Raw genomic sequence first — 24696 nt, 5'->3', positions numbered from 1 at the left:
TTCCGACCATGCGAATCCTCTCGACCCTGCTGGCGCTCGGCTGCGCCGGCCTGATGGCCGCCTGCGGCGGTGGCGGTGATGCCGGCGCCAGCGTGTCCAACATGAGCGCCACGCCCAGCACCATCGGCTACGGCAAGATGCTGGTCGTCAATGTGAGCGGCAGCGGGCTGGCCACGTCGACGGCTTCGGTCGAGCCCGGGTGCACGATGACGCCGACCTCGCGGTCCGACACCGCAGCGGCTTTCACCTGCCGCGTGCTCGCGACCGGCGACCTGCGCGTGCGCGTGCGCAACAACGAAGGCAAGGAGCTGGCGTCGCTGCGCATCGACGTGGCGATCCCGCAGGTCTCGATGACCGTCAAGCAGGGCGCGGCGACCGGCACGATGGTGATCGAGCTCGATCCGGCCGCGGCGCCGAAGACGGCCGAGAACTTCATGATCTACGTGAACACCGGCCAGTGCTTCTACCGCGACACGCTGTTCCACCGCGTGATCCCGAACTTCGTCGTGCAGGCCGGCGGCTACTCGAACGGCTTCACGCCGAAGACGGGCCTCGGGCCGCCGATCGTGCTGGAGTCCAACAACGGCCTGAAGAACCTGCGCGGCACCATCGCGATGGCCCGCACCGACGAGCCGAACTCGGCGACCTCGCAGTTCTACTTCAATGTCAAGGACAACCCGGACCTCGACTACAAGAGCGCCGAGAACCCCGGCTACGCGGTGTTCGGCCGCATCCTGCCCGACGTGCAGGACGGCCTGAAGGTGATCGACGCGATCGCGGCGGTCGCGACGCAGGCGACACCGGGCTTCCCGAACGCGCCGGTCGAGAACGTGACCATCAGCGCGTGTTCGCAGCTTCGCTGACGGGAGCCGGTTGCCCTTGCGCTGGATGATCGACCACCTGCCGCTCGCGTGGCCGCTGGCCAAGCGCGACATCCTCGCGCGCTACCGCGGCAGCGCCGGCGGGCTGGCCTGGGCGCTGCTGGCGCCGCTGGCGATGGTGGCGGTCTATGCGCTGGTCTTCCAGGGCGTGTTCCGCGCCCGCTGGACCGGCTCGGCAACGAATGCCGGCGGCCTCGACTATGCGCTGCGCCTCTTCGCCGGCCTGATCGTCTTCACCGCGGTGGCCGACGTCGCCGCGCGCGCGACGCGGCTGATGCAGGACAACGCCAACCTCGTCAAACGCGTCGTCTTCCCGCTCGAGCTGCTGGCCGTCGCGCTGGTGATGCAGGTGGCCGTGCACACCGGCCTGCAGATGGCCGTGCTCGCGATGCTGCTGGTGGTGATCGGCGAAGGCCCGGCCTGGACCTGGTTGTGGCTGCTGGCCGCCTGGCCGTGGATCATCGCGCTGCAGCTGGCGCTGGCGATCGGCCTGGCCGCGCTCGGCTGCTACCTGCGCGACCTGCAGCACATCGTGCCGCTGGTCACCTCGGGCCTGCTGTTCCTGTCGCCGGTGTTCTATTCGACCGCCGCGGCGCCCGAGCCGCTGCGCGTGCTGCTGCAGCTGAACCCGCTGTCGGCGCCGATCGAACTGGTGCGTGCGGCATGGTTCGGCGATGCCTTCGCCTGGGGCCCTGCGCTGTGGCCGCTGGCCGGCGTGCTGCTCGCGCTGCTGGCCGCGCATGCGCTGTTCGTGCGGCTGCGCCCCGGCTTCGCCGACCTGGTCTGAGAGCACCGACGTGGCCGACGACAGCGTCGTGATCGAGCTTGCGCGCGTCAGCAAGCGCTACTCGCTGGAGCAGCGCCCGCTGCGCCGGCTCTGGCAGCAGCTGACGGGCGGCGACGGCAGCGGCGCGCAGCACCATGCGCTGCACGACATCGACCTGCAGGTCCGCCGCGGCGAGGCCATCGGCCTGATCGGCCGCAACGGCGCCGGCAAGTCGACGCTGCTGCAGGTGATCTGCGGCGTGCTGCAACCCAGCAGCGGCGAACGCCGCGTGCGCGGGCGCATCGCCGCGCTGCTGGAGCTGGGCGCCGGCTTCAACCCCGACCTGAGCGGGCGCGAGAACGTGCGGCTGAACGGCCCGCTGCTGGGCATGACGCCAGCGCAGATCGAGGGCCGCATGGACGCGATCATCGACTTCGCCGGCATCGGCGAGTTCATCGACCAGCCGGTGCGCAGCTACTCCAGCGGCATGTTCGTGCGCCTGGCGTTCTCGATGGCCACCAGCGTCGAGCCCGACATCCTGGTGATCGACGAGGCGCTGTCGGTCGGCGACGGCCAGTTCGCGCGCAAGTCCTTCGATCGCATCATGACGATGAAGGACCGCGGCGCGACCATCCTGTTCTGCTCGCACTCCACCTACCACGTCGAGGCGATCTGCTCGCGCGTGCTGTGGCTCGACCAGGGCCGCGTGCGCAAGGTCGGCGACGCCGCCCCGGTGATTGCCGCGTACAACGACTTCATCGGCGGCGAGGCCCACGGCTTCGAGGCCGCGGCTGCACCGGACGCGCCGGTGGCGGTGCCGATGGCCGGCGCCGACGACCCGCAGGCCGCCGCCAGCGCCGATTTCCGGCCCGGCCAGGGCCGGCTGCTGTCGCTGCAGGCGCGCAGTGGCGAGCAGGTCGGCCGCCGGCTCAAGCTGCACACCGCGGCGAACGACCTGCAACTCGACATCGCCTACGAGGTCGACCCGGCGCTGCCGGCGCCGAGCGTGATCATGGCGATCTTCACCCGCGCCGGCACGATGGTTGCCAGCGCCGGCTCGCACAACGACGGCGTCGAGCTGCCGCGCGATGCGCGGGGCGTCGGCCGCACCAGCCTGACCTTGCCGAAGCTGCCGCTGCTCAAGGGCGATTACTTCATCAATGTCTTTCTGGCCTGCGAGCGCGGCCTGCACTACTACAATTCGGCCCTTTACGCGTTCGAGCTCGAAGTGACCCAGGACGGGCTCGAGCAGGGGGTCGTGACCCTCGAACACCACTGGAGTTGATCGTGTTGTCGGCTACTCGCCCGATGCCCGCGGCCGAGGCCGCCGCGGTCGATGCCACCGCTGCCTGGCAGCGGTGCCACGCCCACCTGGTACCGGACGCGCAGCACCTGCGCCTGCCGGCCGCCAGCTATCACGCATGTGACGCGTGCGGCGGCCGCCGCGGTTTCGAGCTCGTCGCGCACGTGCGCTTCGGGCCTCAGACCTGGCTGAACGAGACGCCGCTGCTGCATTGCCCCGACTGCCGCCGGTTCACGCTGACGGCGGCCCGCCATGCGCAGTGCCTCGAACGCGTGCCGGCCATCGCCGGCCACCCGCTGACGGCGGTCGACGCGAGGCTGTGGTCGGCCTCGCCGACCTTCCTGAACATCGAGCCGACGACGCGCTGCAACTTCAACTGCTGGTACTGCGTCGGCCGCCACATGGTGCAGGCGGACATCGAGGTCGACAACTTCGCGAAGATGCTCGACAACTTCCCGTCGCTGAAGGCCATCGCGCTGGTCGGCGAGGGCGAGCCGCTGCTGCACAAGGGCTTCTTCGCGATGGCCGACATGGCGCGCGCGCGCGGCATCCGCGTGCTGATGCTGTCCAACGGCTCGGCCTTCAGCGAGAGCGTGGTGCGCAAGCTGTGCGAGTCGCAGATCGCCTACGTCTCGATCTCGATCGACTCGATCGACCCGAAGACCTTCGCCGAGTCGCGCATCGACGGCGACCTGCAGCGCATCTGGGAAGGCATCGAGCGCCTGCGCCGCTACCGCGACGCCAACGGCTACCAGTACCCGAAGATCGGCCTGAAGGGCACGCTGTTCCGCCACACCGAGGACCAGATGCCGGCGATCGTCGACGAGGCGAAGCGGCGCGGCGTCGAGGTGTTCGAGAGTTTCCAGCCGCTGAACCCGATGGTCACCTACGTGCGCATCTATCCGAAGGACCAGCTGCGCCAGCTCGACGACGTGCCGCGGGTCGCGCAGCGCATCGACGAGGACAGCGCGCGGGCGCGCACGCTGCTGACCGGCGTGATGGACTTCTGCGCCAGCGAAGGCATCCCCGGCTCCAACGTTGGGCGGCCGAACGGCCTGCGCCCCGGATGCGACGAGGAATGGATCTACAGCCTGCTCAGCGGCCACGTCACGCCGTGCTGCCAGGTCAAGGACGTGCTCGATCCGGACTGGAACCTGTTCGAGCACCCGATCGAGGAGATCCTCGCCAACGAGCACTACGAGAACACCCGCTTCAACCTGTGGAACGGCCTGTTCCCGGCCTACTGCGGGGGCTGCTCGAAGACACGCGCGACGGCATGAGCCTGCACGGCCAGGCGGCCGCCGTCGTCAACAGCCAGCCCTACTGGGAGCAGCGCTTCGAGGGCGACTGGGAAGCGGTGCACGGGCGCGAGCAGAGCCGCTTCTTCGGCGAGCTGGCGCTGGCGATGTGGCCCGCATGGCTGGCCGAGCGGATGCGCGGCGACGCGATGAACGTCTGCGACTGGGGCTGCGCGCTCGGCGACGGCAGCGCGGCGCTGGCCGAGGGCTTCGGCGTCGCGGTCACCGGCATCGACTTCTCGCCCGCCGCGGTGGCCAAGGCCGCATGCCGCTATCCGCAGTGCCGTTTCCTGGCCGAAGACTGGCTGGCCGGCAGTCCCGATCCCGAAGGCGGTGCGAACCCGGCCTACGACCTCGTCTTCTCGTCCAATACGCTCGAACATTTCGACGCGCCCTGGTCGGTGTTCGAACGCCTGGCCGCTCATGCGCGACGTTACGTCGTGCTGCTGCTGCCGTTCGAGGAGCCGCTCGACGGCATGCTGCACGAGCACCGCGTGCGCTTCGACCGCTCGACGGTGCCGCTCTGCCCGCATCCGGACTGGGTGCTGTGCGACGCGGCGCTGAGCGACCTCGGCAGCTCGCCGTTCTGGCCCGGCCAGCAGGTGCTGCTGGTCTACGGCCGCTGCAGCGAACTGGCGGCCACCGGTTTCAGCGACCTGCACAGCCGGCGCTCGCGCATCGCCGACGCCGATGCCGCGCAGCGCCAGCGCGAGCGGGACGACGAACTGGCCGAGATCTGCCGCCAGCGCGACCTGGCCTCGCGCAAGCTGGCGGAGATCGCCCAGCAGAACGTGGCCCTCGCGCAGCAGAACGCGGTGCTGGCGCAGCAGAACACGGTGCTCACGCAGTCGCAGCAGCAGCTGCTGCAGAGCCGCTCCTGGCGCTGGACCGCGCCGCTGCGGCGCCTGCAGGCCCGGCTGCGGCCCGGCCCGCGGTGAGCGCCGACACCATGGCTATCGCGCGCGCCATCGAGCTCGACGAGCCCGGCGTGCCGGCCGATGCCTGCGAGGCGCTGGCGCTGGACGGCGACGCGCCGGTCTCGTTGCGCGAGGCGCCCGAGCGCACGCGCGCCTGGCTGCGCCAGCTGGCGGCCGATGTCGGCGTCGCGGCGCCGGCCGTGCAGCTGGCGCCGGTCGACGGCTACGACCCGGTGGCCGGCCTGGATGCCGCGTCGGATGCCACCGCCGTCGCGCTCTTCGCCGAAGTGCAGCTGCAGCCGGGGCCCGACAGCGCCGCCGGCTCGCCCCTGCGCGACCACCTGCTGGCGATCGCCGAACGCTGCGGCTGGCAGCTGGTGCACGAGCACGATGCCAGCGCCGCGCTGCTGCGCCATCGCGAAGCGCTGGTCGCCGCGGTCGATCGCCAGCGGGCCCGCCTCGCGGCCGAGGGCCACGATGTCGCCCGGCTGCTGGAGCGGCTGCGCCGCCGCAACGCCGAGCTGCGCGACGGGCGCCGTCGTGGCGTCGCTTGGGTGCTGCGGCGGCGCGGCGAGGTCGATGCGCTGCGCCTGGCGCCGGCCGGCGCCGGACAGCAGGCCGCGATGCGCGCGCTGTTCGCCGAGACCTTCGGCCATGAGATGAGCGCTGCCCATTGGCAATGGAAGTACGGCCGCGGCCCCGGCCGCGGCATCGTGCTGCTCGATGCCGCCGGCGAGCTGGTCGCGCACTATGCGGGCCTCACGCGCGAGCTGCGCGTATTCGGCGAGCGGCAGCTCGGCTGCCAGGTCTGCGACGTGATCGTCGCGCCGCGCGCGCGCCGCTCGCTGGCGCGCCGCGGGCCGATGTTCCGCCTCGCGTCCACGTTCCTCGAGACGCAGATCGGCTGGGGCCTGCCGCATGCCATCGGCTTCGGTTTCCCGAGCGCGCGGCACCACGGCGCGGCCGACCGCCTCGGCCTGTACGAGGCGGTCGACCGCATGGTGCAGCTGAGCTGGCCGGCGACGGCTTCCGGTGCGCCGCTGCCGTGCCGCAGCGAGCGGGTCGTGCTGGCCGACGGCCGCTTTGCGCCGGACCAGCGCCGCGTGATCGACACCATCTGGCAGGCAATGGCCGAGGCGATGAAGGACGTCGCGCTCGGCGTGCGCGACGCCCGCTGGCTGCAGTGGCGCTTCCTCGAACGCCCGGAGGTCGACTACGAGGTCACGCTGCTGCGCAGCCGCTGGTGGCGCCGTCCGCTGGGCGTGCTGGTCACGCGCCGTCGCGACGATGCGTTGGAGGTGCTCGACCTGGTCGCCCCGCCGGCGCATTTTCCGCTGCTGATCGGATTCGCCCGCCGGCAGGCCGCCGCCGCCGGGCTGCCGCAGCTGCGTTGCTGGATCACCGCTTCGCAGCAGCAGCGCCTGGCCTCGATCGACGCCGCGGCGGTGCGCGTCGAGGACCTGCCGATCGACGTGCCGGCCTGCAAGCACACCGCCGGCCCGGCGCCCGCGCTGCTGAAGGCGCGCTGGTTCCTGCTCGCCGGCGATGCCGATTTCACCTGAGACCCAACGCTTGAAAGACGCGTCCACGCCCGAACCGCTGCCCGAGCATGCGCTGCTGCCGTACGCGCCGCTGCGCGCGCTGGCGATCGATTCGCTGCTGGTGCTGGCACCGCACCCCGACGACGAGGTCTTCGGCTGCGGCGGCCTGCTGGCGCTGGCCGCGATGCAGGGCGTGCGCACGCAGGTGATCGTGGCCTGCGACGGTGCCGCCAACGGCGACGTGGAAGAGCGCGAAGCGGAAGGCCGCGCGGCGGCGCGGGTGCTGGGCTACCTGCGACGGCCCGACGCGTTGCAGTTCTGGCGCCTGCCCGACCGCGGCTTGCGCGCGGACGCCGCGCTGCGCCAGCGCATCGCCGACGCGCTGCGCGACAGCGGCGCGCAGTGGCTGCTGGTGACTTCGCCGTTCGAGATCCATCCGGACCACCGCGCGCTGTGCCTGGCCGCGATCGAGGCCTGCCGCGACATCGATGGCGTGCGGCTCGGTTTCTACGAGGTCGGCCAGCCGCTGCTGCCGAACTGCCTGGTCGACATCACGCCGGTGATGCCGCTGAAGCAGCGGGCGATGCGCTGCTTCGCCTCGCAGCTGGCGACGCAGGACTACGCGTCGCAGGTCGCGGCGCTGAACCACTACCGCGCCTACACGCTCGGCGCTGCCGTGCGCCATGCCGAAGCGCTGTGCTTCGTCGACGCCGCGGACCTGCGCGGCGGCCTCGACGGCGTGCTCGCGGCGACCCAGCGCGTGCTGCGCCGGCGTTTCGACGCCATGGACAATCCGGCGCCATGAGCTCGATCAGTTCCATGCCGCTCGATGCGCGCCGCCCGCTGGTGCTGGCCGCGCACGACGGCGACGCACTGCTCGGGGCCGGCGCGCTGCTGCGCCGCCTCGGCGACGCCGGCGCGGCCGTGCAGCAGCTGGCGCTCGACGGCGAAGCGCCGCTGGCCTACGGCGAACTGCTGGTCGAGCGCGTGCGCACGGCGCTGGCCGCACACCAGGCCGACCTGCTGCTCGCGCCATCGCCGCTGGAGACCGACGCCGACCGACGCGCGCTGGCGATGGCGGCGATCGAGGCGGTGCGCCGCGACGGCGGCGCGCTGCGCATCGCGCTGTACGAGATCGGCAGCCCGGGCCGGCCGACGGCCTGGCTGGCCCTCGGCGACCTGCTCGACTGGAAGCGCGCGCAGGCGATGCCGCGCGGCGACGGGGCGGCTGTCATCGCGCTGAACCTCTTCCGCGGTCGCTCCGCGGTGCCGGCCACCGACGCGGCCGAGGCTTTCGAGCTGCTCGAGGCGTCGGCGCTGGCGGACGATCGCTGGTCGCTGTTCGCCACCGAGCATGCCCGCGTCGCGGTGCGCGGCGAGGCGCTCGACGGCCGCGACCGGCCGCTGGTCAGCGTGCTGATCCGCAGCATGGACCGGCCCAGCCTGGCGGACGCGCTCGACTCGGTGGCCGTGCAGACCTACCCGAACCTCGAGGTCGTGGTAGTCGAGGCCTGCGGCCCGGGCCATCGCCGGCTCGGCGAACGCTGCGGGCGCTTCCCGCTGCGCCAGGTCGGCACCGGCGCGCCGCTGCAGCGCGCGGCGGCGGCGAACGTCGCGATCGAGCACGCCGCCGGCGCGTGGCTGCTGTTCCTCGACGACGACGACTGTCTGTCGGCCGCTCACATTGCACGCTTGCAGGCGGCGCTGGCCGCTTCGCCGCGCCACCGCGTGGCCTACGCCGGCGTGCGCCTGGTCGATGCCGAGGGCCGCTGCACGACGGTGCTCGACGAACCCTTCGACGCCACCCGCCTGTGGTGCGCGAACTTCCTGCCGATCCACGCGGTGATGTTCGCGCGCGCGCTGGTCACGCCCGAGCGCCGCTTCGACGAAACGATGCCGGTCTACGAGGACTGGGACTTCTGGCAGCAGCTCGCGCAGCACGAGCGCTTCCTGCACGTGCCCGGCGTGTCGGCGAGCTACCGGCTGATCGGCGATTCGGGTCTCAGCGCCGAGAAGGATGCGGCGCTCGCGAAGACCTGGCGCGAGGCGTTCTATCGCAAGTGGCTGCCGCGGCTGCCGGTCGAGGGGCTGGAGCGGCTGGGGGCGCATGCCGAGCATGCGCGTGCCGCCGAGCGGCAGCTGCGCACGGTGGCCGAAGCGGCGGAGCAGGCGCTCGCGGCGTCGCGCGCGGAGGCCGCCGGCCTGCACCAGCGCCTGGACACTGCACTGGCCCAGCATGCGCAGCTCGCGCAGCAGCTGGCCGAGCAGAGTGCCTCGGCCGCGCGCGAGCATGCGGCGGCCAAGGCCGAAGAAGCGTCGCTGCGCGCGCAGCTGACATCGACGACCGAGGCCTACGGCCGGCTGGAGCAGGGCTACCACCAGGTCACCGGGTCGATGTCGTGGCGCGTCACGGCGCCGCTGCGCACGGTGCGCGGCGGCGTCGCCCGGCTGGCGCTGCGCGAGCGCGCGGCGGGGTTGCTGCGCACGCTGTCACACATCGTGCCGGCGCCGCTGCGCCATCGCTTGCGGTTGCGGCTGGCGACCAGCGCCGGCGGTGCGCGGGCGCTGCGCTGGCTGGCGCCGCGGCCCGCCGCCGCGGGGGCCTCTGCGGCGGCCGATGCGCCGGTGTTCGACAAGGAAGCGGTGCGCGCGGAGGCCGAAGCGCAGCTCGGGGACTTCCTCGTCGCGGGCGCCCGCCTGCGCTTCGCCGAGTCGGCGGCGCCGCGGGTGTCGGTCATCATCGTGCTCTACAACCAGGCTGGCCTGAGCCTGTTGTGCCTGCAGGCGCTGGCTGCGCTGCAGGCGCCCGAGTTCGAGCTGCTGATCGTCGACAACGCATCGAGCGACCGCATGCCGCAACTGCTCGACCGCATCGATGGCGCGACCATCCTGCGCCAGTCGGACAACCTGGGATTCCTGCGGGCGGTGAACCTGGCCGCCCGGCAGGCCCGCGGCGAGCACCTGCTGCTGCTGAACAACGACGCCGTGGTATTCCCGGACACCTTGGCCAACGCGGTCGCGCGGCTGGACGGCGAGGCCGACGCCGGGGCGGTCGGCGGCCCGATCCTGCTGTGGGACGGGCGCCTGCAGGAGGCCGGCAGCATCGTCTGGCGCGACGGCGCGTGCCTGGGTTACGGCCGCGGCGAATCGCCGGATGCCGGGCCCTATCGATTCCTGCGCGACGTCGACTACTGCTCGGGCGCCTTCCTGATGGTCCGCCGCGCGCTGTTCGAGCAGCTCGGCGGCTTCGACGAACGCTTCGCACCGGCCTACTACGAGGAGAGCGATCTCTGCGTTCGGCTGTGGGAGGCCGGTCATCGCGTGGTGTTCGACCCGCGCGTGCGCGTGCGCCACTTCGAGTTCGCCAGCGACGTGGGCAGCGGCAACGCGATGGCGCTGCAGGCCCGCAACCGCGAGCGCTTCGTCGAGAAACACGCCGCCTTCCTCGCCGGCCAGTGCATGCCGTCGCCGGCGAACCTGCTGCAGGCGCGGCAGCGCCTGCGCGCGGGCACGCCCCGCGTGCTGGTGATCGACGACCGCGTGCCGCTGCCGTCGCTGGGCCGCGGTTATCCGCGTGCCGCGGCGCTGGCCGAGGCGCTGGTCCGCGCCGGCGCCTTCGTCACCCACTATCCGCTGCTTTTCCCGGAAGAAGACTGGGCCGCCGTGCCGCAGGCATTGCCGGAGACGGTCGAGGTGATGCAGGGACTGGGGACGGCGGGACTCGCCGACTTCCTGCACCAGCGTCGCGGCAGCTACGACATCGTGCTGGTCAGCCGCCCGCACAACATGGAGCTGGTGCAGGCCATCCGTCGCCGCAGCGCCGATGCGCTCGGCGGCGCGCGGCTGGTCTACGACGCCGAGGCGCTGTTCTCGCTGCGCGACATCGCGCGTGCCGCCGTGCGCGGATCGCCGCTCGCGCCGCTCGAGCAGCGGCGCCGGATCGCCGAAGAAATGGCGCTGGCCGAGGGCAGCGATGCCATCGTCGCGGTCTCCGATGCCGAGGCCCGGCACTTCCGCGCGGCGGGCCGCGCCGAGGTGCACGTGCTGGGGCACGCGCTGGTCCCGACACCCACCACGACGGCGTTCGAACAACGCCGCGGCTTCCTCTTCGTCGGTGCCACCGAAGGCGACGAATCGCCGAACACCGACAGCCTGCTGTGGTTCGTGCGCGAGGTCTGGCCGCTGGTATGCGCCGAGCTCGGCGATGACGCGCAACTCGACGTCGTCGGCCCGTGCGAGTCGGCCAGCGTGCGCGCATTGCAGGACCAGCGCATCCGCGTGCACGGCCGCGTCGACGCGGTCGAGCCGTTCTACGAGCGTGCGCGGGTCTTCATCGTGCCGACGCGTTTCGCGGCCGGCATCCCGCACAAGGCGCATGAAGCGGCCGCGAACGGCGTGCCGATGGTCGTCTCGCCGTTGATCGCCGATCAGCTCGGCTGGCACGACGCGGCGCTGCCCCGGGCCGCCGATGCGCGCGGTTTCGCCGCCGGCTGCGTCGCGCTGCACCGCGATCGCGAGGCCTGGCTGGCGGCGCGCCGCTACCTGCTGGACGCGGTCGAGCGCGACTGCGCGCCGCAGGTCTTCGAACGCACGGTGCAGGCCCTGCTGGGCGCCGCCGCGCCTGCCCGTCACACGAGCGCCGCCACCGCCGGGGCCGGGCGCTGATGGCCTCCGGCGCCGGCACCTTGCGGTCGATCGCCGCCGGGCTGCGGCTCGGACGCTGGCGTGCGCTGGTGCACGGCGCCTGGCAATTGCTGGTGACGACGAAACGCCGGCACGGCTGGCGCGGCCTGTTCGCGCGCCTTCGTCGCCACGCCTTCCGCTGGCCGGGCATCCTGCGCGCGCTGGCGCACACCGCGCGCGCCGATGCGCCGGCGATCGACCGGGGGGCCGACGCGCGCCACGCGCTGCCGCCGCCCCGGCTGCATCCCGAACTCGGCGGCCCGGCGGAGATCATCGATGCCGCGGTGTCGGTCGTGATCCCGGTGCTCAACGGCGGCATCGAGCTCGAGTTGCTGATCCGGCGGCTGCTCGACCAGCGCGGCGTGCGGTCGATCGAAGTGGTGGTGGTCGACTCCGGGTCCACCGACGGCAGCGTCCAGCGCGCGCGCGAAGCCGGCGCGCGGGTGATCGAGCTGGCGCCGCAGGACTTCAGCCACAGCCACGCCCGCAACCTCGGCGCCGACCATGCGGGCGGCGACCACCTGCTGTTCATGGTGCAGGACGCCTACCCGATCGGCGAGCTGTGGGTCCACGGCCTGCTGCGCTACCTGCTCGACCACCGCGAGCAGGGCGTCGTCGCCGCGTCCTGCGCGGAGTACTGCCGCAGCGACAGCGATGCGATGTACGACTGCATGATCGACACGCACTACCGCTACCTCGGCTGCCGCGACCGCGATCGTGTCGGCGCGCACGTCGGCGACGACCACACCAGCCTGCGCACGATGGGCCAGCTCAGCGACGTCGCGTGCATCCTGCCGCGCGAGCTCTTCCAGCGCTTCCGCTATCGAGGAAAGTACGCGGAGGACATGGACCTCGGCATCCGGCTGATCCAGGCCGGCCACCGCATCGCGATGCTGGCGTCGGTGAAGGTCATCCACTCGCACCGGCGGCCGGCCTGGTACTTCCTCAAGCGGGCATTCGTCGACGTCGTCTTCCTCGTCGACCTGTTCGACGACTTCGACGTGCCGCCATGCACGTCGATCGACGGGCTGGTCACCGGCATGCGGGTCGTCGCCGAGCATGCCGGCCGCTGGTGTGCCGACCTGGCGGCGCTGCCCGACGGTGCGGCGATCGGCGAGGTGCTCGGCGGCTGGATCGCGGCGGCGCACCGCTGGGCGCTCGTGCCGGCCGGCGGCGAGCTGGCCTCGCTCGGCGATCCGCGCGTGCAGGATTTCGTCGAGCAGCTGTGGCGCGCGGCGCCGCCGATGCGCGGCGCCGCCCCATCGGCGCAGCACACCGCCCAGGCGCGGCGCTTCGTCGAGGAATTCATCGGCCGCATCGATCACTTCAACCGCTTCGCGTCGCCGCTGTACGACGGCGCCGATCACCGGCTGCGCGCGGAATTCGCGGCGGCGGTGCGCATCGCCTTCGCGTCGGCGGTCGGTGCCACCCTCGCGCACTGGCACCTCGAGCGGCGTGCCGCGGCTACCGACGATCCCGAACGCCGCTGGTCGCAGCAGGTGTTCGATCAGTTGACGGCGGGGGTCTGATGCGCATCGTCTACGCGACCTGCAGCGGCTCCAGCCGGCTCGACGACGACGCCGGCGACTTCGCGCTCGGGCTGGCGCGCATGGCGCAGCATGCCGGTCACCGCGTCGACCTGCTGGTGCAGGTGCCGGCCGGCGAGGGCGAACGCCTGCGCCGGTCGACCATCGACGGCGTGCCGGTCGTTCTGCTGGCCGCCGACGCCCCGGCCGCGCGGTCGGGCGCGGTCGCCGAGTGGCTGGATGCGCGTCAGGCCGATGTCGTGCACCTGCTCGACAGCCAGGCGGCGTCGTTCGCCAGCCAGGCGGGCGGCGATACGGCACCGGCGCTGGTGGTCAACGTCGATGACCAGCCGGCGTACGGCGGCGATGCGACGCGCGCCGGCGAGGCGCTCCTCCGCCGCGCGGCATGCCGCATCGCGCCCGATCTCGAGACGGCGGCGCGGCTGCGCGGCCGGTGGCCGGAGCTCACCTTCGACGTCGTGATCCCGGGTGTCGATCTGCTGGCGATCGCCGCCGGTCGACGCCTGGACCCCGCGGCCGGGCCGCCGTGCGTCGGCTGGGCGGGTGGTCCCTGGCCGACGCTCGAGCACCTGCTCGAGCAGCTCGGCCTGCGCGCGCGGCCGCTCGATGGCCGGCCGGCCGAACGGCAGGGCACGCTGCATGCGATCGACCTGCTGTGCCTGCGCGCGTGTGCGGCGCGCCGGCTGGACTTCGAAGCGCAGGCGGCGGGCGTGCCGGTGCTGCGCGCAGACGACGACGCGGCGGGGCTGGCCGAGGCGCTAGTCGCCTGGGCGGCCGATGCCGCGCTGCGCGCGCAGTGGCGCCGGGCGGTGCGGCCGCCGCCACGCATCGAGGAGACGGCCTTCCTGTACGAAAGCCTCTACCGTCGCGCGGTAGCGGGTCGCTAACGCCGAATCGGCGCGTCGTCTGCGGCGGGCCCGGCGCCACCGCGGGCCACGGCCCCCGCCACCCCCGCCACCAGCAGCAGCGGCAGCCCGAACTTCGCGTCGCGCAGCACGACATTGAAGATCGCGGTCCAGGCGATCGCCGTCCAGGCCAGCAGCGCGGCCTGGCCGTCCGGACCCGCGCGCCAGGCGCGCACGGCCTGGCCGACCAGCAGCCACAGCAGCAGCGCGATGCCGGCGACGCCGAGCTGCGAGGCGACGAGCAGGTACTCGTCGTGCGGCGTCAGGTGCACCGAGATCAGCAACCCCGGCTGCACGCGCGCGCGCCACTGCTCCAGCCAGGCGCCGACACCGTGGCCCAGCAGCGGCTTCTCGCGCACCATGTCCAGCGTGTGCTCGGCCAGGCGCAGTCGCATGCCCCAGCTGGTGTCGGCGGTGTCGCTCGACTGGTAGTGGCGCAGCTCGTTGAGCCCTTCGTCGATGCGTCCGTGCACCGCCGGCGAGAACTGCCAGGCGGCCAGCGACAGGCCGGCGACGACCGCCACCGACAGCAGCCGTCGCGGCCAGTTGCGTTGCCGGGCCAGGCCCAGCATCGCCAGCAGCACCGGCAGCGCGACCATGCCGGTGCGGCGGTCCTGCAGCGCGAGGCCCAGCACCGCGAAGGCGGCGGCGATCGTCCAGCCGGCCGCGGCGCGCCAGTGCGTCCCGCGATCCGCCTCGGCGCGCGTGGCAGACAGCGCCTGCAGGGCCAGCAGCATCGCCAGCGCGGCGCCGACGGCCAGCATCAGCGAGTTGATGATGCGCTGGTTGCCCTGGGCATCGACGACGAAGCGCCACAACACGCTGTCGGGCAGCAGTCCGATGCGCCACAGCGCGGTGGCCGCGCCGATCACGCCGGCGGCGATCGTGAACTGGCGCAGCACCCGCCAGGCCCATGCCGGCGGGCAGGCCAGCGCGATCGGCGCGACCAGCAGCAGCAGGCCGTAGAGCCACAGCTGCGGCCCGCTGTCGTGCCAGCCGGCCGACGTCCACAGCAGCGACAGCACGGTCAGCCCCCAGAACGCCGCCGCGGCACGGAAGCCCGGATCGCGCGCCAGCTCGCCGAGGCGGTGTTCGCGCTGCAGCCGCACGAGCGCCGCGGCGCCGCAGCCGAGGAAGGCGAGGTACTTGATGCCGATCGGCAGGAAGGCGGCCCAGGCGACGGCCGCGGCGAGCACGGCGCTCATCGCAGGCGGCGTGCGAACAGGCCGGTGAGCGCGCCGCGCAGCAGTGCGGCCAGCTTCGGCCCGCGCTGCGCTTCGGCCATCACGATGCCGACGGCTTCGTAGGCCAGCCGCATCGCACACAGCGCCGCGAAGGCCGGCTCGCGCCACAGGTAGCGCCGGCCCAGCCAGGCGGTGTTGCGGCCGATCAGGTAGCGCCGCTCGGGCGAATGGCCGCCGGCCTGCAGCTCGCGACCGAAGAGTCGGTAGCGCCGGCGCTCGCCGATCGCATGACGGAACTCGTGCCCGCCGTGCAGCCACACCTGCAGCCCGGCGCGGCGTGCACGCAGGCAGAAATCGGTGTCGACGTGGTCGACGCGCAGGCCTTCGTCGAAGGGCCCGATCGTGTCGAGCGCCGCCAGCCGCCACACCGACATCGAATTGATCACGAAGGCGACCGGCTGAAGGCCGTCGAAGCGGCGCGGCAGGTAGTGCAGCCGCCAGCGGCCCAGCTGCATGTGCTTGCCGCGCAGGCCGGTGGCGCGGTCGCAGTAGGCAGGCGCGACGGCGGCGGTGCGCTCGTCGGCCAGCAGCGCCTGCACGGCGGGGTCGGCCAGCAGGGCCTGCAGCACCGTCGCGTCCGAGTCCTCGTCGACCAGCACCACCTGGCGCGGCGGCACGGCGGCGCGGCGCAGCAGCGCGAGCGCGCGGTTGTAGGCGCCGGCCAGGGCGCCGGCATTGGCGTTGTGCAGCAGCCGCACGCCGGCCGGCAGCGGCGTCGCGCCGAGCAGCGGATGGCCGGCGGGGGTGTTGTCCACGACCACCACCTGCCCCAGCGTCGCCGCCAGGCGGGCGATCGCCGCGGCAGGATCGGACGCGGGGCGGAAGAGCACGAGGATCGCGGCCGTCGTTTCGGCCACCGGATTCATCGGCCGAACGCTAGGCGCTGCGGCGCGTGCCGCCAAGCGGGAAACCGCGTCCCGCGCGGCCGGCAGCGCCATGTCGCCGGCCGATTAAAGCCGGTTGATCAGCGCGGCGAGCGTGATCCCGAGGTTGCCGAGCGTGGTCTGGCGGTGGATGCCCGAGCGCTTCAGCCCGAGCAGCCGGGCGCCGATCCAGCGCTTGCGCGCCCGCGTGAATTCGTCGAGCACGCGCTGGCTTTCCGGCGTCATCAGGTGGCGCACACGTTGCAGCGCGACGAGGTTCGCATCGACCCAGCCGCGGAAGCGGCCCTGCAGCAGCAGGCGGGCGCGCCGCAGCTGCGCGAGCGGGTTGATGTTCGAGCCGAACTGGTTGCCGCCGTGCTGGCGGTAGCGCACGGTGGGATAGACGTCGTAGTGGACCTTGCCGCCGCAGCTGCTGACGAGCATGTAGGCCCACCAGTCGTGCGTGACAGCCTCGACGTTCTCGCCGGCGGCGCGCAGCAGCTCGCGCGCCGCGCGGTTGAAGACCATCGTATTGCCGCCGGCGATGCTCTGCACCAGCGCGTTGCGGAAGCTCGGCGGCCGTTCGAACAGCGGCGAATAGCCGATGTGCTGGTTGCGCGCATCGACCAGCAGCGTGCGCGAGCCGTAGAGCGCCGGCACGTCGGCGGGAATCGTCTTCAGCCAGGCGACGGCACGCTCGAGCTTGTCGGCCTCCCAGACGTCATCCTGGTCGGCATAGGCGAAGTAGTCGGCCTCGATGTCGGCGCGGCAGGTCAGCGACAGGAAGTTCGCGGTCGAGCCTTCGGCGGGGCCGGCGTGGATCGAGATGCGATCGTCGCCCCAGTGCGACTGGTAGTACTCGAGGATCGCGTGCGTGTAGTCATTCGAGCCGTCATCGGACGCCCAGATCGCCCATGCGGGATGCGTCTGGGTGGCGATCGAATTGAGCTGCTCGGCCAGGAAATGCTGGGCCTGCATCGTGCAAAGCAGCACCGCGACCTTCGGCACCGAAGGATGCGGGCGGTGCAAGAGGGACTTCAGCGACACCAGCGGAATGACGCGCCGGAACTCCTCCCAGGGGGAAAGAAGCTCTGCGACGGAGGCTCGTCGCTCGTCGGCTGATCGGCTGATGCGCGGGGCTCCCCGCGTTTTTTCTAGTATCCCGGCCATTCAAACGAGTTTAACCGCATCCGTGCGGTGCCTCACGAACTGTGTCCGCAAGTGGTTGATTTACCTAATGAATTGACGATTGGACACGACAGTTGCAGGCGCGCCGGCGATGCCGGCGCGCACTTCGCTCAACAGCCGATGACCTTGAACTCGACGCGCCGGTCGAGCGCGTCGCTGGCATCGTCGCGCCCGTTGCCGATCATCGTCTCGCGCGAGCCGACGCCGTTGGCGACCAGCCGCTTCTGCAGCGCCGGCTGGATGATTTCCATCTGCGCGCGCACGTACTCCGCGCGCAGCATCGACAGGCGCTCGTTGATCGGCTCCGGGCCGGTGGGGCTGGAGTGGCCGACGACTTCGAGGCAGCTCTGGCGGCGCATGGCCTGCGACGACAGTTCGCTCACCCACATCTTGTAAGGCGGTGCGGCCGGGCCGGATTCGGCCGCCAGGCTGGCCGAGCCGGGCCGGAACACGAACTTCACGCCGACCCGCTTGCTGTCGAGCCCCTGGTCGACGAGCTGGCCGAAGGCCTTGGCGGCGGCGTCGCGGCGTCCCAGGCGCCAGTTCGTCAGGTACAGGCCGCTGAAGGTGCGGGCCTGCTTGCCCTCGGGCATGCGCAGCACCGTTTCGTACAGGTTCAGCGCATCCTTGTACTTGCCCGAGCCGTAGGCGTCGATCGCTTCGCTGATGATCGACGCGGCGACGATGCGGTCGAGGTACATCGGGTGGATCGGATCGCCGGGGCGCGTGCCCTGGCAGGTGCGGATGTAGCCGGTGGTCGGACCGTCCTCGGCCCAGGCCGGGTTGTCGCGGAAGGCCGGCAGCGGCGTCGGGTCGACGCCATCGGGCTTCGCGAAGGCCAGGCCCTTGCTGACCAGCTTGCCGGTCTTCAGGTCGGCCAGCGCCAGGCAGATGCGGTAGGCCTCGCGCTGGCCTTCGGTCTTGCGCTCCTTGTTGACGCCGGTGAAGGTGCCGACCAGGACCAGCGGCGACTTCTGCACGTTGGCGCTGTTGAACGGCTGCACTTCGTATTGCTGCGGATAACGTTCGCGGATCAGCGAGACGATGCGCGCGCCCATGGCCTGCGTGGCCTTGGATTGCTGGCCGGTGACGCCGTCGATCAGCGGATCGATGACGACCGTGAACTTCGGGCCCGGAGGCAGCTGGGCCTTGCCGAGCAGGTTGTTCGCCGCGCTGAGCACCGCGTCGTCGAACGGCATGATCGGCGGTGGCGGAGGCGGTGCCGGGGGGGCTGCCGGCGCCGGCGGCGGGGCCACCGGCGGGGACGCCTCGGCGGGGGCCGCCGGTGTCGGCGCCGGAGCAGGCGCCGCCGCGGGCGGCGCTTCGCTGCTCGGCTGCGGGCCCGCGCAGGCGGCGAGCAGCATGATGGACATCCCGCCAACCCATGTGCGGAGGGATGCGGCGGCTTGACGAGCAGATGTCATCGCTTGCACTCCTTCTGGTAGATCTCGAGGTGCTCCGGCGACAGTGGCTCCCCGAGCTGCATCCGTTCCAGCAGTTCGCCGCAGCGCGGGTTGGCGCTGCGCGGTGCCGGCGGTGCACCGACCTGTGTTCTCCGGTCCGGCTTGACTGTACTCCCGGGGTCGGCATTCGCGGGCGCTGGTGTCCGCGAAGATGGGGATGGCGCGACGGCACTCGCCGCGGGCGCCGGATCGCGCACCGGCGTCGGCGACGGTCGAGTGACGCCGGCCGGCTCGGTGGTGGCCGGCGGCGTGACGGCGGGTCCCGGTGCGGGCGCCGCAACGGGTGAAGGCGCTGGCGTCGGCGCGGGGGTGCGACGGCCCTCGAGCGGCGCCGGCGCCGGTGCGGGTGCGGGTGCGGGCGCCGGGACCGTTGCCGTGGGCTTGGACGGCGACGGGCGTTGTTCGATGCTGTCGGGCGGCGTGGGCGTGCTGCCCGGGCGCCACAGCAGCAGCGCCACCGGCAGGCCGGCGGCCGCCGCCAGCCCGGCCATCCAGCGCCAGCTGGGGCGGCGTTGCGCGTAGGGCGACGTCGCGGGCCGGCGAGGCGGGGGCGGTGTGGACGTCGGTGTCGCGCTCGGCATCGGCGCGCGCGGGGGCAGCCAGGTCGCGGCGGGCGAACGGGCCCACTCGAGTGGCGTCGTGCCGGCCGGGAGCGCCGGTGCAGCGGTCGCCAGAGCAGCCGTCGGCACCGGCGCCGGGGATGACGGCAGCGGTGCCGGCTGCACGGTGCGTGGCGAGGCCGGCGCAGCCACCGCGGGCGAGGGCGCGCGTGGTGGCGCCGGCACCGCGGGCACGGTCGAGCCCGTCGCCATCGACGCCGGTACCGGTGCCGGCGACCGGGGCGGCGCGACCGTCGGCAGTGCCGAAGGCGGTGGCGCGCTCGGCAGCGGGTTCGTCACCGGCATCGTCGGCGGCGCGGTCACCATGCCGGCCGTCTGACGCGTGCCGCGCGTGCCGCGCGAGCCGCCGGTCGCCGTGCCGCTCTTCATGTAGACGGTCACGTCGGGGTCCGGGATCGCGCGCGGGCGCACCTGCGGCGGCAGCGTCGACAGCGCGAGCTGCATCTCGTCGGCAAAGGCCCGTGCGCTCTGGAAGCGGTGGTCCGGGTCCTTGGCCAGCGCGCGCATCGCGATGGCGTCGAACAAGGGCGGCACCGAGGGCTCGAGCTCGGAGGGCAGCGCAGGCTCCTCGTGCAGGATCTTGCGCTGCACCACCCATTGCCCGCCACCGGCGAACGGGCGCTGGCGCGTCAGGAACTGGTAGAGGATGACGCCGACCGCGAACAGGTCGGTGCGCGAGCCGACCGCCTGGCCCTGGATCTGCTCCGGCGACATGTAGCTCGGCGTGCCGACCATCGTGCCGGGCAGCGTGCGGTCGGCATTGGTGTCGGCGAGCCGGGCGACGCCGAAATCGGTGAGCTTGACGTGCCCGGCGCGGTCGATCATCACGTTGGCCGGCTTGATGTCGCGGTGCACGATGCCGCGCTCGTGCGCGTAGGCCAGCGCGTCGAGCAGCTCGCAGAGGATGCGCACGGCCTCGTGCAGCGTGAACGGGTGCTGCGCCTCGAACATCTGCGTCAGCTCGCCGCCCTCGATGAACTCCATGACGATGTAGGCGACCTCGTCCTCCTCGCCGAAGTCGAACACCGTGACGATGTGCGGATGGTTCAGGCGCGCCGCCGCCTGCGCCTCGCGCACGAAGCGGCGCGAGTAGTCCTCGGCGACGGCGTCGTCGAGCAGGTGGCTCTTCAGGATGGTCTTGATCGCGACGCGGCGTTCCAGCCGCGGATCGAGCGCCTCGTAGACCATGCCCATCGCGCCGCGCCCGAGCACGTTCTTCAGCTGGTAGCGCCCCAGTTGGGTCAGTGGCCCGGGGTTCATCATGCGCGGCTGGCGGGCGCGGACGGCATCGGCCGCCTCAGGCGTCGTGGGGGGATGCGCGAGAGTATAGGGACCGTCGCCGCGCGCGACGGTCCTTCATCCGATGGAAGTGGTGTCCGTGTCCTACACGCGTTGCGGCTGGCGCGCGCTGTACCACGCGGCGACCACGCCCATGCCGGCGCGGATGTCGTGCGTCGGGGCGTAGCCCAGGCGCTCGCGCGCCTTGCCGATGTCGGCGCGCGAATGGCGCACGTCGCCGGCGCGGAAGTCGCGGTACTGCGGCGGCTCCACGCGCAGGTCCGGGCGCTGCGCGGACAGCTGCTCGCCGAGCATGGCGTGCAGCTCGTTCAGCGTGGTCTGGTCGCCGACCGCCACGTTGTAGACCTGGTCCAGCGCCTGGGGATTGGCGGTCGTCGCGGCCAGCAGGTTGGCCTGCACGGCGTTGGCGACGAAGCAGAAATCGCGGCTGGTCTGGCCGTCGCCGTTGATGAAGACCGGCTCGCTGCGCAGCATCGCGGCCGCCCAGCGCGGCACCACCGCGGCATAGGCGCCCTCGGGGTCCTGGCGCGGACCGAAGACGTTGAAGTAGCGCAGGCCGATCGACGGCAGTCCGTAGCTGCGCGCGAACACCGCGGCGTAGAGCTCGTTGACGTACTTGGTGACCGCGTAGGGCGACAGCGGGTTGCCGATGGCGTGCTCCACCTTGGGCAGGCCGGGATGGTCGCCGTAGGTCGAGCTGCTCGCGGCGTAGACGAAGCGCTGCACCTTCGCGTCGCGCGCGGCGACCAGCATGTTCAGGAAACCGCCGATGTTCACGTCGTTGGTCGTGATCGGGTCGGCCAGCGAACGCGGCACCGACCCCAGCGCCGCCTGGTGCAGCACCAGGTCGACGCCCGCGCAGGCCGTGCGGCAATCCTCGAGCCGCCGGATGTCGCCCTCGACCATCGTGAAGCGCGACCAGGCGGGCGCGCCGACCGCGGCCTGCACGTCGTCGAGGTTGTGGCGGTGGCCGGTGGCGAAATTGTCGAGGCCGACCACGCGTTGGCCGAGCCCGAGCAGCGTCTCCAGCAGGTGGCTGCCGATGAAACCGGCGACGCCGGTGACCAGCCATGTGCGCGGCGTCGCGCGCAGGGCCTGGCAGCAAAGGTCGTAGGGGCTGGAAGCGCTCAAGTTGGGAACCTCGTGGGCGGTAGTCAGGCGAAGACCTCGGCGGCCGCGAAGGCGGGCGCGGCGGCGTCCTTGGCCGCCAGCAGCGGCAGCGGCGGCTGGATGACGCCGGCGGGCCAATCGATCGCCAGCGCCGCGTCGTTCCAGGCGATCGCGCGTTCGCAATCCCGGGCGTAGACGTCAGTGGTCTTGTAGAGGAAACGCGTGCCGTCGACCAGTGCGACGAAGCCGTGCGCGAAGCCCTCGGGGATCCACAGCTGGCGCTTGTTCTCGGCGTTCAGCTCGAGGCCGAACCAACGCCCGAAGTGAGCGGAGCCGCGGCGGATGTCGACCGCGACGTCGAATGCCGCGCCTTCGGTGACGCGCACCAGCTTGCCCTGCGGGTGCGGCGGCAGCTGGTAGTGCAGGCCGCGCAGCACGCCGCGGCGAGAGAACGATTCGTTGTCCTGCACGAAGGGCCGCGGCGCCGGCAGGCCGAGTTCGGCCAGGCCTTCCGCGAACCGGCGCTGGTTGAAACTTTCCATGAACCAGCCGCGGTCATCGCCGAACACCTGCGGTTCGACGATCACCACGCCGGGCAGCGGGGAGGGGATCAGCTTCATGCGGGGGCCGCGAGCGGCAGGTTGAGGGCTTCGGCGAGCATGCGCTCGACGCCCTGCTGCCACGGCGGCAGCGTCACGCCGAAGGCCTCGCGCAGCTTGCGCGTATCGAGGCGCGAGTTCAGCGGCCGGCGCGCCGGCACCGCGTACGCGCTGCTCGGGATCGGCTGCACGGCTTCGGGTGCCACGCGCAGCGCGAGACCGCGCGCCTTCGCCCAGCCGATCACGTGGCGCGCGTAGCCGCACCAGCTGGTCTCGCCGGCGGCGCAGGCGTGGTAGGTGCCGCCGAGCTCGGGCCGGCGCATCGCATCGCGCAAGGTCAGGGCGCCGAGATCGGCGAGCAGCTCGGCACCGGTCGGCGCGCCGACCTGGTCGTCGACGACCTTCAGCTCGTCGCGCTCGGCCGCCAGCCGCAACATCGTGCGGGCGAAGTTGCCGCCGCGCGCGGCATGGACCCAGCTCGTGCGCAGGATCAGGTGGCGGCAGCCGCTCGCGCGGATGGCGTCTTCCCCGGCGAGCTTGCTGCGGCCGTAGGCGCTCAGCGGGCCCGTGGCGTCGTCCTCGCGCCAGGGGCGCTCGCCGCTGCCGTCGAAGACGTAGTCGGTGCTGTAGTGCAGCAGCCAGGCGCCGCTGTCGGCCGCGACGCGCGCCAGCGCGGCCGGCGCGTCGGCGTTGATGGTCTGTGCCAGCGCGGCCTCGCTCTCGGCGCGGTCCACCGCGGTGTAGGCGGCGGCATTGACGATCACCTGCGGCGCCAGTGCGCGTACCGTGGCGGCCAGCCGATCGGGGTCGGCGAGGTCGGCGCCGTCGGCGCGGCCGGCGACCACGAGCGTGCCGAGCGTTGCCAGCGCGCGCCGCAACTCCCAACCCACCTGGCCCTCGGCGCCCAGCAGCAACGTTTTCATCGGGCGGGCATTGTATGTAGGCCTTCTCGGCCGGGCGGGCGGGCGGTAGCGGTCCGTGGCGGATAATCCGTGATTCATGACCGAATCCACCATCACCGCTGCCGAGCCGATCGCCGCCCCGCAGAAATTCGAGACGCTGGCGCTGGACGCCAAGCTGCTGCGGGCCGTTGCCGATTCCGGCTACACCGCGATGACGCCGATCCAGGCCAAGGCGATCCCGATCGTTCTGGCCGGCCGCGACATCATGGGGGCCGCGCAGACCGGCACCGGCAAGACCGCGGCCTTCACGCTGCCGCTGCTGCAGAAGATGCTGCGCCACGAGAACGCATCGATGTCGCCCGCCCGCCACCCGGTGCGCGCGCTGGTGCTGGCGCCGACGCGCGAGCTCGCCGACCAGGTCGCCAACAACGTGCGCACCTACGCCAAGCACACCGACCTGCGCTCGACCGTCGTCTTCGGCGGCATCGACATGAAGCCGCAGACCGCCGAGCTGAAGCGGGGCGTCGAGGTGCTGATCGCGACCCCCGGCCGCCTGCTCGACCACATCGAGGCCAAGAACTGCGTGCTGAACCAGGTCGAGTACGTGGTGCTCGACGAGGCCGACCGCATGCTGGACATCGGCTTCCTGCCCGACCTGCAGCGCATCCTGTCCTACCTGCCGAAGCAGCGCCAGACGCTGCTGTTCTCGGCCACCTTCTCGCCGGAGATCAAGCGCCTTGCGCAGAGCTACCTGCAGGAGCCGCTGACGGTCGAGGTGGCGCGTCCGAACGCCACCGCGTCGACGGTCGAGCAGTGCTTCTACAGCGTCGGCGAGGACGACAAGCGCCGCGCCGTGCGCCAGATGCTGCGCGAGCGCGAGATCGGCCAGGCCATCGTCTTCGTCAACTCGAAGCTCGGCGCCGCGCGGCTGGCGCGCGCCTTCGAGCGCGATGGCCTGAAGACCGCCGCGCTGCACGGCGACAAGTCGCAGGACGAGCGGCTGAAGTCGCTGGCCGCGTTCAAGCGCGGCGAGGTCGACCTGCTGGTGGCCACCGACGTCGCGGCGCGCGGTCTCGACATCGCGGACCTGCCCGCGGTCTTCAACTTCGACGTGCCGTTCAACGCCGAGGACTACGTGCACCGCATCGGCCGCACCGGCCGCGCCGGCGCCTCCGGCCTGGCGGTGACGCTGGTCGACCGCGACGATGGCCGGCTGATCGGCGACATCGAGAGGCTGATCAAGAAGAAGATCGAGATCGAGGCCTTCGAGCTCGAGGACGAGAGGCCGCGCCGGCCGCCGCGCCGCGCCCGCGAGGACGAAGACGAACGGCCGCGCGAGCGCAGCGAGGCCCCGCAGCGCTTCAGCTATGCCGCGCCGCGCACCGCACCGAGCGATCCGTTCTTCGACAAGCCCTACGAGCCGCCGACCGTCGCGGACGATGTCAAACCGGCCTGGGAGGCCAAGACGCCCGCGGCCCCGGCACCGGTTCGCGGGGTATCGCCCAACATCCGCGGCAAGCGCAAAGTCGCCGCGCTGCTGGGCGGCGGCGGCCCGAAGACCTGAGCC

The 24696-nt window shown here is 72.4% G+C and carries 19 protein-coding genes; 11 read left to right on the top strand and 8 right to left on the bottom strand.

The window, feature by feature from the left end; genetic code table 11:
• Positions 1-8: 8 nt before the first annotated feature.
• From P1K89_RS06650 to P1K89_RS06605, 10 genes are read left to right on the top strand one after another with little or no spacing between them, the layout of a single operon-like run.
• Positions 9-863, top strand: coding sequence for a peptidylprolyl isomerase (locus tag P1K89_RS06650; RefSeq protein WP_284615595.1), 855 nt, complete (start codon positions 9-11; stop codon positions 861-863).
• Between the two features lie 25 nt (positions 864-888).
• Complete coding sequence (locus P1K89_RS06645; protein ID WP_284616323.1) at positions 889-1668, top strand: ABC transporter permease; 780 nt, start codon at positions 889-891, stop codon at positions 1666-1668.
• Positions 1669-1678: 10 nt separating this feature from the next.
• Positions 1679-2932 carry an ABC transporter ATP-binding protein gene (locus P1K89_RS06640; RefSeq protein WP_284615594.1) on the top strand — a complete coding sequence of 418 codons (1254 nt, stop codon included), beginning with the start codon at positions 1679-1681 and terminating at the stop codon, positions 2930-2932.
• A 2-nt stretch (positions 2933-2934) separates the two neighbouring features.
• Positions 2935-4230, top strand: coding sequence for a radical SAM protein (locus P1K89_RS06635; protein ID WP_284615593.1), 1296 nt, complete (start codon positions 2935-2937; stop codon positions 4228-4230).
• Entirely contained in the window at positions 4227-5186 is a 960-nt protein-coding gene (locus P1K89_RS06630; protein WP_284615592.1) for a class I SAM-dependent methyltransferase, read from the top strand. The genes P1K89_RS06635 and P1K89_RS06630 overlap by 4 nt, the downstream gene beginning before the upstream one ends.
• A complete protein-coding gene (locus tag P1K89_RS06625) occupies positions 5183-6727 on the top strand; it encodes a GNAT family N-acetyltransferase (RefSeq protein WP_284615591.1) in 1545 nt (514 codons plus the stop codon). The genes P1K89_RS06630 and P1K89_RS06625 overlap by 4 nt, the downstream gene beginning before the upstream one ends.
• A gap of 10 nt (positions 6728-6737) precedes the next feature.
• Entirely contained in the window at positions 6738-7511 is a 774-nt protein-coding gene (locus P1K89_RS06620; RefSeq protein WP_284615590.1) for a PIG-L deacetylase family protein, read from the top strand.
• A complete protein-coding gene (locus P1K89_RS06615; RefSeq protein ID WP_284615589.1) occupies positions 7508-11371 on the top strand; it encodes a glycosyltransferase in 3864 nt (1287 codons plus the stop codon). The genes P1K89_RS06620 and P1K89_RS06615 overlap by 4 nt, the downstream gene beginning before the upstream one ends.
• Positions 11371-12918 (top strand): glycosyltransferase family 2 protein, encoded by a 1548-nt coding sequence (locus tag P1K89_RS06610; RefSeq protein ID WP_284615588.1) that lies wholly within the window; start codon positions 11371-11373, stop codon positions 12916-12918. Before P1K89_RS06615 ends, P1K89_RS06610 begins: the two co-directional genes overlap by 1 nt.
• A complete protein-coding gene (locus P1K89_RS06605; RefSeq protein WP_284615587.1) occupies positions 12918-13823 on the top strand; it encodes a glycosyltransferase in 906 nt (301 codons plus the stop codon). The genes P1K89_RS06610 and P1K89_RS06605 overlap by 1 nt, the downstream gene beginning before the upstream one ends.
• On the opposite strand, the gene P1K89_RS06600 is transcribed toward P1K89_RS06605, so the two are convergent.
• The 8 genes from P1K89_RS06600 to rfbD form a co-directional block, all read right to left on the bottom strand.
• Positions 13820-15046, bottom strand: coding sequence for an O-antigen ligase family protein (locus P1K89_RS06600; RefSeq protein WP_284615586.1), 1227 nt, complete (start codon positions 15044-15046; stop codon positions 13820-13822). The two genes, P1K89_RS06605 and P1K89_RS06600, sit on opposite strands and share 4 nt — an antisense overlap.
• Positions 15043-15951, bottom strand: a complete 909-nt coding sequence (locus P1K89_RS06595; protein ID WP_284615585.1) for a glycosyltransferase family protein — start codon at positions 15949-15951, stop codon at positions 15043-15045. Before P1K89_RS06595 ends, P1K89_RS06600 begins: the two co-directional genes overlap by 4 nt.
• A gap of 84 nt (positions 15952-16035) precedes the next feature.
• Positions 16036-16956 carry a glycosyltransferase family 2 protein gene (locus P1K89_RS06590; RefSeq protein WP_284615584.1) on the bottom strand — a complete coding sequence of 307 codons (921 nt, stop codon included), beginning with the start codon at positions 16954-16956 and terminating at the stop codon, positions 16036-16038.
• A gap of 290 nt (positions 16957-17246) precedes the next feature.
• Entirely contained in the window at positions 17247-18335 is a 1089-nt protein-coding gene (locus P1K89_RS06585; protein ID WP_284615583.1) for an OmpA family protein, read from the bottom strand.
• A 221-nt stretch (positions 18336-18556) separates the two neighbouring features.
• Positions 18557-20479 carry a serine/threonine-protein kinase gene (locus tag P1K89_RS06580; protein WP_284615582.1) on the bottom strand — a complete coding sequence of 641 codons (1923 nt, stop codon included), beginning with the start codon at positions 20477-20479 and terminating at the stop codon, positions 18557-18559.
• A gap of 123 nt (positions 20480-20602) precedes the next feature.
• On the bottom strand, positions 20603-21649 hold the full coding sequence (locus P1K89_RS06575) for an SDR family oxidoreductase (RefSeq protein ID WP_284615581.1): 1047 nt from the start codon (positions 21647-21649) through the stop codon (positions 20603-20605).
• 23 nt (positions 21650-21672) lie between these two features.
• Positions 21673-22248: a dTDP-4-dehydrorhamnose 3,5-epimerase gene (rfbC, locus tag P1K89_RS06570; RefSeq protein WP_284615580.1), complete on the bottom strand. Its 576-nt coding sequence runs from the start codon at positions 22246-22248 to the stop codon at positions 21673-21675.
• Positions 22245-23150, bottom strand: coding sequence for a dTDP-4-dehydrorhamnose reductase (gene rfbD / locus P1K89_RS06565; protein WP_284615579.1), 906 nt, complete (start codon positions 23148-23150; stop codon positions 22245-22247). The genes rfbC and rfbD overlap by 4 nt, the downstream gene beginning before the upstream one ends.
• Positions 23151-23226: 76 nt before the next feature.
• On the opposite strand from rfbD, the gene P1K89_RS06560 reads away from it, so the two are divergent.
• Positions 23227-24693: a DEAD/DEAH box helicase gene (locus tag P1K89_RS06560; protein ID WP_284615578.1), complete on the top strand. Its 1467-nt coding sequence runs from the start codon at positions 23227-23229 to the stop codon at positions 24691-24693.
• The last annotated feature ends 3 nt before the right edge of the window (positions 24694-24696 follow it).

The sequence above is a fragment of the Aquabacterium humicola genome, assembly GCF_030167915.1.
GTDB classification, from domain to species: domain Bacteria; phylum Pseudomonadota; class Gammaproteobacteria; order Burkholderiales; family Burkholderiaceae_C; genus Pseudaquabacterium; species Pseudaquabacterium humicola.
Note: the sequence above shows the minus strand (reverse complement) of the source record. Positions and strands in the feature narration are given on the sequence as shown.